This window comes from Streptomyces mashuensis (genome assembly GCF_014654785.1).
GTDB lineage: Bacteria > Actinomycetota > Actinomycetes > Streptomycetales > Streptomycetaceae > Streptomyces > Streptomyces mashuensis.
Genome location: NZ_BNBD01000003.1, coordinates 431,502 through 443,995 on the forward strand (window position 1 = coordinate 431,502; position 12,494 = coordinate 443,995).

At 74.5% G+C, this 12,494-nt stretch carries 8 protein-coding genes; 2 read left to right on the forward strand and 6 right to left on the reverse strand.

Features of this window, described 5'->3' with window-relative positions; genetic code table 11:
* Positions 1–86 precede the first annotated feature (86 nt).
* The gene (locus IE305_RS11375) at positions 87–1,121 is read right to left on the reverse strand and encodes a DNA polymerase Y family protein (protein ID WP_190129381.1); all 1,035 of its coding nucleotides are present in this window, start codon (positions 1,119–1,121) and stop codon (positions 87–89) included.
* Entirely contained in the window at positions 1,118–4,639 is a 3,522-nt protein-coding gene (locus tag IE305_RS11380; RefSeq protein ID WP_190129382.1) for a DNA polymerase III subunit alpha, read from the reverse strand. The genes IE305_RS11375 and IE305_RS11380 overlap by 4 nt, the downstream gene beginning before the upstream one ends.
* Positions 4,640–4,904: 265 nt before the next feature.
* Between IE305_RS11380 and IE305_RS11385 the strand changes: the two genes are divergently transcribed.
* Together IE305_RS11385 and IE305_RS11390 are read left to right on the forward strand one after the other, a co-directional pair.
* Positions 4,905–5,936 (forward strand): YhgE/Pip domain-containing protein, encoded by a 1,032-nt coding sequence (locus IE305_RS11385; RefSeq protein ID WP_190129383.1) that lies wholly within the window; start codon positions 4,905–4,907, stop codon positions 5,934–5,936.
* Positions 5,937–6,455: 519 nt separating this feature from the next.
* Positions 6,456–6,914, forward strand: coding sequence for a subtilase-type protease inhibitor (locus IE305_RS11390; protein WP_190129384.1), 459 nt, complete (start codon positions 6,456–6,458; stop codon positions 6,912–6,914).
* A gap of 137 nt (positions 6,915–7,051) precedes the next feature.
* Here IE305_RS11390 and IE305_RS11395 read toward each other — a convergent pair whose 3' ends face one another.
* From IE305_RS11395 to IE305_RS11410, 4 genes are all read right to left on the reverse strand, one after another.
* On the reverse strand, positions 7,052–8,224 hold the full coding sequence (locus IE305_RS11395) for a S1 family peptidase (protein WP_229890814.1): 1,173 nt from the start codon (positions 8,222–8,224) through the stop codon (positions 7,052–7,054).
* Positions 8,225–8,642: 418 nt separating this feature from the next.
* Positions 8,643–9,710: a slipin family protein gene (locus IE305_RS11400; RefSeq protein ID WP_229890815.1), complete on the reverse strand. Its 1,068-nt coding sequence runs from the start codon at positions 9,708–9,710 to the stop codon at positions 8,643–8,645.
* 110 nt (positions 9,711–9,820) lie between these two features.
* Positions 9,821–10,753, reverse strand: a complete 933-nt coding sequence (locus IE305_RS11405) for a S1 family peptidase (protein ID WP_190129386.1) — start codon at positions 10,751–10,753, stop codon at positions 9,821–9,823.
* 247 nt (positions 10,754–11,000) lie between these two features.
* Positions 11,001–12,296 carry a DUF5685 family protein gene (locus IE305_RS11410; RefSeq protein WP_190129387.1) on the reverse strand — a complete coding sequence of 432 codons (1,296 nt, stop codon included), beginning with the start codon at positions 12,294–12,296 and terminating at the stop codon, positions 11,001–11,003.
* Positions 12,297–12,494: the final 198 nt, after the last annotated feature.

A 12,494-nucleotide genomic window follows, 5' to 3' on the forward strand; every position in this document is an offset into this window, starting at 1 on the left:
CGGGTAAGACTGGAAGCAGGTACTTGTTTTCGTCAAGCAATTCCGCAGAAATTGCAGAAATTTCGGCAGGTTGGCGGACAGGTGCCTCACGCCACCCACAGCGTCGCCGCCGGCCGCACCGCCCCCGCGCCGAACTTCGCCCGCGCCCGGTCGACGGCCTCCTCCACCCGCCGGGCCTTCTCGTCCGCCGGGTCGAACGACAGCTGGTGCGCCGCCGACCCGGCGTCGCACAGGCCCTCCGCGCGCAGCGCCACCGCCCGTACGCGCGCCCGTTGCAGTGCGAGGGACGCGTGCAACGCGTACGCGGCCGCGGTCAGTTCGGGGGTGTGGGCCGTGGGTTCCGGGAACGTGCGGGAGCGCGTGCTGGTGGAGCCGTCGGCGTAGCGGACGGTGAGCTTCAGGCCGCGTGCGGCCTGGCCGCTCTCGCGCAGCCGGGCGCCGAGCCCGTCGGCGAGTGCGAGCAGGGCGTGGCGCCGCACGTCGGGGTCGAGTTCGTCGCCGGCGAAGCGGTGTTCGGCGCCCACCGAGCGGGCGCGCGCGTCCGGGGCGACGGGCGTGGGGTCGATGCCGCGCGCCCGCTCGTGGAGGCGCCGGCCGGCGGACGCGCCGAGGATGCGCTGAAGCGTGCCGACGGGCGCCGCGGCCACGCGGCCGACGGTGTCGAGCCCGTAGGCGCACAGCGTACGGGCCGTGGCGGGGCCGACGCCGTGGAGCGCGGCGACCGGTTTCCGGGCGAGGAACGCGGCCACCGTCTCCGGGTCGTCGGGCAGTTCGCGTACGGCGCGGGGCGGGCCGTCCTCCGCGGCCATGCGGGCCAGCAGCGGGTTGGCGCCGATGCCGACGGTGCAGTCGACGCCGCACCGGGCGAGGACCCGGACCCGTAGCAGCGCGGCGAGTCCGGCGGGCGGGTACCCGAAGTACCGTACGGCGCCGCGTACGTCCAGCAGTGCGGCGTCCGGCGGCAGGGGCTGCACGACGGGCGTCACCTCGGCGAGCATGCCGAGCAGGCCGTCGTACGTCTCCTCGTCCAGGACGGCCCCGCTCACGGGGTGGAAGTGGACGTAGAGCACCCCCGCCCCGGCCGGAGGGGGCGGTACCAGGGAGAGGGCCGGCCGGGTCATCCTGCGCTCCCGGGGCTGGCGTGCCACAGTTTGCGGCCGGTGGCCGCGCCCTCGCCGGCGGGCTTGAGGTCGGCCCAGGGGTGCATGGTGTAGCCGGTGGACAGTTCGATACGGCGGCCAGAACCGGCAGAAGCAACCGCCGGCCCGCCCGAAGGCTCCGCCAGTCGTTCGGCCACCGCCGCCAGGCCGCCTTCCTTCCGTACCCGCAGCAGTGCGGACAGGTCCCAGGCCGCCGCGCCGACCACGCTCAGGCTGCGCGGGCCGCGCCGCTGCACCACGCCGCGCACGAGCAGCAGCCAGGAGTGGAAGACGGTGCCGGCGCAGGCGGGGTGGGAGTCGTCGAAGAAGGCGCAGTCGACCAGGCCCGTGCCGTCGTCGAGGGTGGTGAAGATGACGCGCTTGCCCGAGCGGATGGGCGGGGTCTGGGTCGCGGCCTTGGCGCCGGCGACGAGGACGGTCTCGCCGTGCCGGGCGTCGGCGAGGCGGCGTGCGGGGGTGACGCCCAGTTCGTTCAGGAAGGCGTGGTGGTCCGCCATCAGGTGGCGGGAGGTGTCCATGCCGAGGACGTCGAGCTCGGCGCCGAGGCGTTCGGCGGGGTCGAGGTCGGGCAGGCCGACGGGTTCGACGTGGGCGCTGTCGACGAGGGTGGGCTGGGCGGCGGGTTCGCGCTGGGTGCGGTGCAGTTCGGCGATGTGCAGCAGCAGGTCGCGGCGGTTGGTGCCGAACGCGTCCAGCGCGCCGACCCGCGCGAGGCGTTCGGCGACGGGCCGGCGGGGGCGGGCGCGCCGCCACAGGTCGAGGAGGGAGGTGTAGGGGCGGCCGGCCGCGATGCGGCGGGCCTCGGTCTCGCCGATGCCCTGGACGTCGGTGAGCGCCATGCGGATGCCGTACCGTCCCGCGTCCACACCCTCGGACACCAGTTCGACCGTATAGGCGCACTGCGAGCGGTTCACGTCGAGCGGCAGCACCGGCACCCCGCGCCGCCGCGCGTCCGCCAGCAGCAGCCGCTTGGGGTACATGCCCGGGTCGTGGGTGAGCAGCCCGGCGTAGAAGGCGGCCGGGTAGTGCGCCTTCAGCCAGGCCGACTGGTACGTGGGCACGGCGAACGCCACGGCGTGGGCCTTGCAGAAGCCGTACGAGCCGAACGCCTCGACGATCTCCCAGGTGCGGCGGACGACGTCGGGCGCGTAGCCGCGCCGCCGCGCCGCCTGCTCGAACCGCGTACGGATGCCGGCCACCTTGCCCGGGTCGGAGAGGGCGCGGCGCGTCTCGTCGGCCTCGCCCCGGTCGCAGCCGGTCATGATGCGCAGGATCTCGATGACCTGCTCGTGGAAGACGACCACGCCGTACGTCTCGGCCAGCGTCTCCGCCAGGTCGGGGTGGGGGTAGCGGACGGGGGCGCGGCCGTGCCGGGCGGCGATGAAGGGGCGGACCATGTCGGCGGCGACGGGTCCGGGCCGGAACAGCGAGATGTCGACGACGAGGTCGTGGAAGGTGGCCGGCTGGAGCCGGCCCACGAGGTCGCGCTGGCCCGGCGACTCGATCTGGAAGCAGCCCAGCGTCTCGGTGGAGCGGATGAGGTCGTACGTCCTCTTGTCGCCCGGCGGCACCTGCGCGGGGTCGTCGAGGTCCAGCCGCTCCCCCGTGACCCGCTGGATCTCGGCCACGGCGTGCGCCATCGCGGACTGCATCCGCACGCCCAGCACGTCGAGCTTGAGCAGCCCGAGCTCCTCCACGTCGTCCTTGTCGAACTGCGACATGGCGAAGCCCTCGCCGCTGGTGGGCACGATGGGTGTACGGGCCCGCAGCCCGGCGTCGGAGAGCAGCACCCCGCAGGGGTGCATGGCGATGCCGCGTGGCAGGGCGTCGAGCGCCTCGACCAGCTCCCACAGCCGGCGGTCGCGGTCCGGCCCGTGCGGGCCGGTGGCGACGGCGCGCAGTTCGGGCAGTTCGGCCAGGGCGGCGCGGGCGTCGCGGGCCCGGATGTGCGGGAACGCCTTGGCGAGCCGGTCGACCTCGGCGGGGTCCATGCCGAGGGCGGCGCCCACGGCGCGCACGGCGTGCCGGACGCGGTAGGTCTCGGGCATGGAGACGGTGGCGACGCGGTCCTCGCCGAAGCGGTCGAAGACGGCGCGGTAGACCTCCAGGCGGCGGGCGGACTCGACGTCGATGTCGATGTCGGGCAGGCCGGCGCGGCGCGCGGAGAGGAACCGCTCCATGAGCAGCCCCTGCTCGACGGGGTCGGCGTGGGCGATGCCGAGCAGGTGGTTGACGAGGGAGCCGGCGCCGGAGCCGCGGGCGGTGACGCGGATGCCCAGCGCGCGGGTGTCGTCGACGACCTGGGCGACGGTGAGGAAGTAGGAGGGGAAGCCGCGCTGTTCGATGATGCGCAGCTCGTCCTCGAGCCGGTCCCAGTAGCGGCGGTCGTGGTCGTGGTGGCGCAGCACCATGGCGGCGGCGCAGCGGGAGCGCAGCACGCGGGCGGCGGTGCGGTGTCCGGCGCCGACCAGGTGCGGTTCGGGGAAGTGGACCGAGCCCAGGCCGATGTGGTGCCGGGGGTCGACGACGCAGGCGGCGGCGGTGTCCTCGGTCGCGGCCAGCAGCCGGCGGGCCTCGGCGGGGCCGCCGCCCGCGGCCTCGGCGATGCGCCGGGCGGCGGCGGCCATGGCGGCGGGGTCCTTCAGCCAGCGTTCGCCGCTGTCGAGCGCCTCGGGGCGGCGCCGGTCGACGGGGACGAGGAGGCGGGCGGCGTCGAGGACGTCGGCGACGGGGCCGCTGCCGGGGTCGGCGTAGCGCACGGCGTTGCTGAGCACGGCCGGTACGCCCTGGTCGGCGGCGAAGCCGACGGTGCGGGCGGCGAGGCGCAGCGAGCCGGGTCCGGTGCCGGTGCGGCCGTGCCAGACGGCCTCCAGCCGCAGCTGGTCACCGAACATTTCGCGCCAGGGTGCGAGCAGGTCGGCGGCCCGGTCGGGCCGGCCGGCGGCCAGGGCGCGGCCGACCTCGGAGTCGGGGCCGAGCAGCACGGTGAGGGGGGCGCGGACGCCGGCCGCGACGGCGGCGGCGAGGTCGGTGCGGTCCAGGGCGGGGCGCTCCTCGCCGCGCGCGTGGGCGGCGGTGACGAGGCCGCACAGGGCGGCCCAGCCGTGGGCGCCGTCGCGGGCGAGGAAGACCGCGCGGGGGGCGGACTCGTCGACGAAGGCACCGCCGCGGGCGGGCGCGCGCCGCCGGGCCGCGCCGTCGTACGCGCTCTTGCAGGTGCCGCCGGGCGTGCCGCCGGGCGTGCCGCCCGGTGCCGGGCGGGGCTCGCGGACGGCCAGGTCGACGCCGAACAGCGGGCGCACCCCGGCGTCCGCGGCGGCGCGGGCGAACCGGACCGTGCCGGCGAGGCTGTCCCGGTCGGTGAGGGCGACGGCGGCCATGCCGCGCTCGGCGGCGCGCTGCGCCAGCTGTTCGGGGTGCGAGGCGCCGTACCGCATCGAGAAGCCCGATGCGGTGCGCAGATGCGTGAAGCCCGTCATCGCACCTCCTTGCCTCGCGCCTCGCCCACCTCCGGCTGCTGGCCGAAAACCACCCCTTACGGCTCCACCATAAACCACTTCTCGAACGTCCGTACGAATACGATCACGCGACCCACCTCCGCCCCCGCCGGGACTCACCCGAACGGCCCTGTGGCGGTGTGCCACGCCACAGGGCGTCGCAGGCTTCGGAAGGCGGACGCGTGGAATCCGCGGCAGACGGAACTCCGGATCACGAGCCATCTCCGAGCGCCCCCGAAGGAGTGACATGGTCGACACACCCCGCGGCACCACGCGCTTCACCGACGAGGTGCGGGACGCGGTGACGGGCCGCGCCGCCGTCCTGGTGATCGGCGCGCTGCTGCTCCAGCTCGCCTTCATCGCCTCGTACGTCGGGGCCTTCCACAAACCGAAACCGAGCGACGTCGCCCTGGGCGTCGTCGCCCCCGCCCAGGTCGCCGCGCAGGTGACCGAGCGGCTGGGCGCGCTGCCCGGCGACCCCCTCGACCCGCGGCGGCTCCCCGACGAGGCGGAGGCCCGGCGGCAGCTCCACGCCCGGGACATCGACGCGGCCCTGGTCGTCGACCCGCGCGGCACGAAGGACACCCTGCTCGTCGCGAGCGGCAGCGGGGCCTCGCTGGCGCAGGCCACCGAGACGGTGCTGACCCGCGCCGAGAAGGCCCAGGGCCGCGAGGTGCGGGTGGTGGACACCGCCCCGGCGGCCGCGGGCGACGCCCGGGGGCTGACCTCCTTCTACCTGGTGGTGGGGTGGTGCGTGGGCGGCTACCTGTGCGCGGCGATCCTCGCCATCAGCGCCGGGGCGCGCCCGGCCAACGTGCACCGGGCGGTGATCCGGCTGGCCGCGCTCGCGGTGTACGCGGTGGTGGCGGGGCTGCTGGGCGCCCTCATCGCGGGGCCGGTGCTGGACGCGCTGCCGGGCAGCGTCCTCGGCCTGTGGGGGCTGGGCGCGCTGGTGGTGTTCGCGGTCGGGGCCACGACGCTGGCCCTCCAGGGGCTGGCGGGCATCGTGGGCATCGGCCTGGCGATCGGCATCGTGGTGGTGCTGGGCAACCCGAGCGCGGGCGGCGCGTACCCGTATCCGCTGCTGCCGCCGTTCTGGCGGGCGATCGGGCCGGCGCTGCCGCCGGGGGCCGGTACGTGGACGGCGCGCTCGATCGCGTACTTCGGCGGCGAGGCCGTCCTCGGACCGCTGCTGGTGCTGGCGGCATGGGCCGCGGCCGGTACGGCGGTGGCGCTGGTGTGCGCGGCCCGGCGCGGCAGGCGTACGGCGGCGGCCTGACCGGCGCACGCCTGGGCGCCGCCCGCCCCCTCCGCGGGCGGCGCCCCCACGCCGTGACGGCAGACCGAATGGTCGGTCTGAGCGGTCTTCGGCCATTGCTGCGACACCCCTGCGCAGGACCGGCCGCCGCCCGGAGTGCGGGCACGCCACTTTTCGGCCGGTCCGGGGCCGCCCCACAGCCCGGCGTATGGATCATTAGATCCAATGGTTTCGATCGCCGCAAATCATCTTTTCGCAGGTTCCCTGGATATTTCATCCATGAAAATAAGGGATTCCACCTGGTCAACATCCCTGAAACATGAATCCCGCCCACACCGGGACACACCTGACAGACCACGGAAACCGCTCCGCCCGGGCAGGCCGGTCCCGCCCCGGCCGCCGCACACGAATCAGCCATCCGCACGTGCTACGCACCGCTTTCACATGGCGACTGAAAGTGTTCGTTCGAAGTGCGTTCATGCCCAACTTGAGCCAGACTTCCGTCCGTTATCTGCAGCCACGAGCAAGGGAGTGTTCGGAATGCGGTACATGACTGGGGGGATCGCGCTGGGGACCGCCCTCGCGCTGGGCGGCCTGCTGGGCGCCGGGACGTCGGCGAGCGCCGCGGCCCCGACGCCCGCACCGGTGCCCGCAGCGCAGACGCAGAGTCTGTACGCGCCCTCAGCGCTGGTACTGACCGTCGGCCAGGGCGAGTCGAGGGCGACCGCGGGCGTCCAGCGCGCGGTGACGCTCACCTGTACGCCCCGGCCCGCCGGGACCCACCCGAACACGAGCGGTGCATGCGCCGAACTCCGGCTGAGCGACGGTGACTTCGCCAAGGTCGTCAAGACGAGGTCGGAGACGTTCTGCACCCGCGAGTGGAACCCGTCCGTGGTGACCGCCGAGGGCGTCTGGGAGGGCAAGCGGGTCAGCTTCTCGCACACCTTCGCCAACCCCTGCGAGGCCAAGGCGGGCAAGGGCGTGGTCTTCGAGTTCTGACCCGGCCGCCCCACCGGGGCGATCGCGTCGGACCCGACGGGCTGTGCGGCCCCCGGACACCGTGGAGGTGTGTCCGGGGGCCGCGTCCATGGGGGCGCCGGAACCGCCGGCGGCGGGCGCCCGGCGCCGGGCGGGCGTCAGCCCACGCGCACGCCGTACGCCTGGAGGACCTCCGGCAGCGGCTGGAAGTACGTCTTCCCGCCGAGCGTGCAGTCGCCGCTGCCGCCGGAGGTCAGGCCCAGCCCGGTGTCGCCCGCGTACAGCGGCCCGCCGCTGTCGCCGGGCTCGGCGCAGACATTGGTCTCGATCAGCCCGGTGACCCGGCCCTCCTGGTAGTTCACGGTGGCGTTCAGGCCGGTGACCGTGCCGGTGTGCACGCCGGTGGTCGAGCCGCTGCGCGACACCGCCTGGCCCACCGCGGCCTGCCCGGCCCGCGCGATCGGCTGGGTGCCGCCGCCCGTGGTCACCGCGCTGGGGTGGGGGACGTCGGCGGTGTACTGGACGAGGGCGTAGTCGTGGCCGGGGAAGGTCGCCGAGGTGGTCGTGCCGATCTGCGGTCCGCCGCGCGTGGCGGACCAGCTCTGCTCGGCCTTGCCGCAGTGCCCGGCGGTCACGAAGTACGCACCCTGCGGCTGCCCGGCCGTACCGCCGCCGCCCTTCCCACCCTTGGGCGCCGCACCGCCCTTGGGCGCGTCCTTCGGGGAACCCTTGCCGCCGGTGTTCGCCGCGGCCTTGGTGACGTTGAAGCCGAGCGAGCAGCGGGCGCTGCTCCCCCAGATCGCGTCGCCGCCCGCGAGGAAACGGCGCAGCACGGTGGAGGCCCGCCGGACCTCCACCGCCTCGCCGAGGCCGGAGGTCACCCGGTTGAGCTGCGCCAGCTTCGCGCCCGTGACGGTGGGGTCGGCGGTCACCACGACCCGGTTGGCTCTGGGATCGGTCACCCAGGCCGTGCCGGGGATGGCCGCGCGCTCGTCGAGGGTCTGCCGGGCCTCGTCCAGCCGCGCCTGCGACAGGCGTACGCGCCGGGGCTGCGCGCCCGCCGCGCGCACGGCCTCCTCGGCGGCGCCGACGGCTCCGGCGTCGGTACCGAACACATTGACCACGAGCCGGCCGGTCCGCTCGTCGACGTACGAACCCGCGGCGGACCGGCCGAGCCGGGCGAGGAGCGAGCCCGCGAGCGCCGCGGCGGCGGGGGTGGCGGGGACGGCGACCGCGCCGGCGGGGGCGGCCCGCGCCACGTCGCGCGGGGCGAGACCGAGGCCGGCGAGCGCGGCGACGGCCGCACCCGCCGCGACAGCGCGCACGGACAACCGGCTGATCTTCAACTCGGCACCTCCAGTGGGGGGTTGGGCCCGGGGCGTACCACGCCGCCGGGCCCGGAGGACGAACGACACAGCCGCACCCCCGCTTGGAGGTCGCGTCCATGCCAAGTTGTCCGTCGAGTGTCCCGATCGGGCCGGGGAGTGCACAAGGGCGACTTCCGGTCGCGCGCATCGCCCTGCGTACGCCCTGGTCACGCGCCATGCGCGGGGGGTGTGCGCAGGGCGGCGCCGGCGGACGGGGAGCGGACAGGAATGGGCCCCGCGCCGGGTGGCGCGAGGCCCACTCATGCCGCTCACGTACTCATTCCACGACGCCAGGGGGAACGATCACCTCAGACACACCGGAGGTTCACCCTCCTGCGCCGCTCAGCCGTACCGGTGACCCACCCGCGGGGCCCCGGCGGCGTCAGGGGTGTCCGATACCCGTCCGCCCCGTGCCGGATTCCGGTGCGTCCGGCAGCTCCAGGCCCGCCACGGACCTCCCGGCCCGGCCGAGCGCCTCCGCCCAGCCGGGCGCGGCCGCCTCGTCCGTACCATCCGTGGCATCCGGCGCATTCGGCACATCCGCCGCGTCCGCCGTACCCGTCCGGTCCGTCGCATCCTTCCCGTCCGCCGGCTCCAGCTCGATGTGCTCGGCCGGCGGCACCTCCGGCGCCCCGCGCGCCGTACCGGCAGCGGTGTCGCGCCCGCGTCCGCCTTCGCCCTCCCCCTCCCCGTGTCCGGCCCGCTCCAGGAAGCGCAGCAGCTCGACCGGGAAGGGCAGCACGAGCGTCGAGTTCTTCTCGGCGGCGACCGCCACGATCGTCTGGAGCAGCCGCAGCTGGAGCGCCGAGGGCTGGTCGGCCATGGTGCGGGCGGCCTCGGCCAGCTTCTTGGAGGCCAGCAGCTCGGCGTCGGCGTTGATGACCCGGGCCCGGCGCTCGCGCTCGGCCTCCGCCTGCCGGGACATCGAGCGCTTCATGGTCTCGGGCAGCGAGACGTCCTTGATCTCCACCCGGTCGATGTGCACGCCCCAGCCGACGGCCGGGCTGTCGAGCATCAGCTCCAGCCCCTGGTTGAGCTTCTCCCGGTTGGAGAGCAGGTCGTCCAGGTCGCTCTTGCCGATGATCGACCGCAGCGAGGTCTGGGCCATCTGCGAGACCGCGAACCGGTAGTCCTCGACCTGGATGACGGCCTCGGCGGGGTCCACGACCTTGAAGTAGACGACGGCGTCGACCCGCACGGTCACGTTGTCGCGCGTGATGCCCTCCTGCGCGGGCACGGGCATCGTCACGATCTGCATGTTCACCTTGCGCAGCCGGTCCACACCCGGAACGATCATGGTCAGGCCGGGCTGGCGGATGCGTTCCCGCAGCCGCCCCAGCCGCAGCACCACGCCGCGCTCGTACTGCTTGATCACCCGGGCCGCCGCCATGGCGTACACCGCACCGGCCGACCCTGCCACCACTGCCGCAATCACGAGGTCCTCGACCATCACGGCCCCCTGCCGTATCACGTCAGGCGATACGTCCACGGTATGCCCGGTCCCGGGCAGGGTCGAGCCCCCGGCCGCGGAGGCCGGGGGCTCTCAGGGGCAGCCCGGGGTCAGCCCAGGGTCACCCCGTAGGCGCGCATCGCGGCGACCACGGGCTGGAAGAACGTGGTGCCGCCCGACGTGCAGTTGCCGCTGCCGCCGGAGGTCAGGCCGATCGCGGTGGAACCGGAGAACAGGGCGCCGCCGCTGTCGCCGGGCTCGGCGCAGACGTTCGTCTTGATCAGGCCGCGCACGACCTGGCCGTTGCCGTAGTTCACGGTGGCGTTCAGGCCGGTGACCTTGCCGCCGTGCACCTTGGTCGTGGAGCCGCTGCGCTGCACGCTCTGCCCGACGGTGGGGTCGGCCGCGGCGGTGATGCGCTGGGTGCGCCCGTTGTAGAGGTCGACCTCGCTGGGGTGCGGCAACGAGCCGTTGGTGTACTGCACGATGCCGTAGTCGTTGCCCGGGAAGCTGCTGCCGGTGGTGGGGCCGATCGGCACCGTCTTGCCGGAGTTGGCGTAGTAGGCGGGCTTGCCCTGGGTGCAGTGGCCTGCGGTGAGGAAGTACGCGGTGTTGCCCTTGCGCACGTTGAAGCCGAGGGAGCAGCGCCAGGTGGGCGCGTAGATGGCGTCGCCGCCGGAGATCAGCTGGCGCAGCGCGCCGGGGGTGCGCTCGACGCGTATGGCGTCGGCGTTGTCGCCGGCCTGCTCTCTGATCCGGGCGAGGGCGGCCTCGGAGACGGTGGAGTCGGCGGTGACGACCACGGTGCGGGTCTTCTCGTCGACGACCCACGCGGTGCCGGCGACGTCGGCCGCCTCCACCGCGCTGCTCGCGGCGGCGAGGGCGGCGGCCGAGCCGGCCGCGGCGCCGGTGGGCTCGGCGTGGGCGGTGCCGGCGACGAGCGCCGAGACGGCCGCCAGGCCGGCGGCGAGGGCGACGGCGCGGGTGCGGCGTGGCACGACGGTGGTGCGGGGGGTGGTGGATTCGGTGTGCTGTTTCCTCACGTGTGTCCTCCCGAGTGGGGGTTCGGGGGTCCGCCGGTGCGCGGGCCCGTGAGGCGCAGCCGAAAGGGCACGGGACGCTTCCACTTTTCGCCGTGCCCCTGACAAACGCTGCTCGGGAGTATTCGCGGCCGGGAGCGCGGGACGCAAGGGCCGCTTTCGGCCGCTCCCCCGGCACACGAGGCATCGGACGACGTCAGGAGTCCGTCCGGTCAACCCTGACCAGCCTGGTCAGGCTGCTCAACTCCGGTCAGCAATCGCATCCGCAATCGCAGCCGTCACAACAACAGCCGTCGTCGCAGCAGTTGCTGCAACAGTTGCACGTGTCGCAGCAGTCCCCGCAGCTGTCACAGCCGTCGCAGTTGTCACAGCACTTGGCGCACCAGCCCTCGCGCGGCTCCCCCGTCCACGGGTCGTGGTACGGGTCCTTGCAGCAGACCTGCCCGGAGCAGAACAGCACCGTCCACACCGCACACCCGGCCACCAGCCCCCGACGCCGCCCGCGGCGCCCCGGCGGCTCCGGCGGCGCGGACGGCGGCATCACGGGCGGCGCACCGAAGGACGCCTGCGGCGTCGCGTCGCGGTGCGTATCGCCGTGCGCGTCGCCGTGCGCGTCGCCGTGCGCGTCGCCGTGCCGGTGCCCGGCCGCGCAGGCGGAGGGCGCCGTCGTGCCGAACGCCCGGTCGACGGACCGCTGGAGTTCGTGCGCCAGCAGCAGATGGGCCAGCCGCCCCTGGGACTTGCTCGCGAACTCCACGTCGCGCAGCGCCAGCCGCACCCCGTGCACCGCGTCGTCGCACAGCCGTCGTACCTCGTCGAGTCCGGTGCCGGTGGCGGTGACGGGGTTCCACGCGCCGGTGCGGGCGTCCTCGGTGAGGTCCTCGACGGCGTCCAGCAGGTGGGCGAGGCGCCCGAAGAGGCGGCCGGCCTCCTCCAGCGCCGGCCGGTTGCCCGGCCGTCCGGCCAGTACGGCCGTATGGCCGAAGGCGGCGGCGGTGGCCGTCTCGGTGGGCTCGGTCACCTCCAGCAGCGAGGTGCCCGCCACCGCCCGTGCCTCCAGTCCCGCCTGCCGTTCGACGGCGTCGACCAGCACCGCGGTGTCGAAGCCGAGTTCGGAACCGGTACGCGCGCCCGCCCCGTCCCAGCTCGCCGCCACCCGCCGGGCCAGCGCCGCGACCGGGCGGCGGGCCAACACGCCGTCGCCGTCCGCGACATGGTCCCGCATCTTGGCCGAGGCCAGGACGAGCGAGACGGAGGCGGCGAGCCGCGCGCCCTCACCCGTGGCCACGGACGCCGAGCGCATGCCGCGCAGCGGACAGGGTCCCGCGGTGCGCCGCCAGGCCCCCGCGCCGTCCGCGCCGGACGACCGGGACGACTGCGCCTCGACGAGCACCGAGATGATCAAACCGTCGTAATTCGTTGCTATTCGAGCGAATTGCCCGTGATCGCCCTTCAGTGCCAGGCAGAGCCCGCACAGGTGCGCCATCCACTCCGTCCGCATGCTCTCGGACAGCCGGTGCCGGCATGGCCTGATGATCCCGAACAAATCGTGCCCCCGTGTGTGGTGTCGATGTGCCCGGGCATCCTATGCAGCGGGGACAATCGTCCTGGGCCGGAGCCCGCACTCCTCGAACCATGCCGCATATGCCCAGGTCCAGAGCCTGCGGCCGAGTCATGGGGGTTTCTGACGCATCGCCATCCGCTTTGCACCAGATGCGTCACGAAATCCCCGCATGGCCGCCAT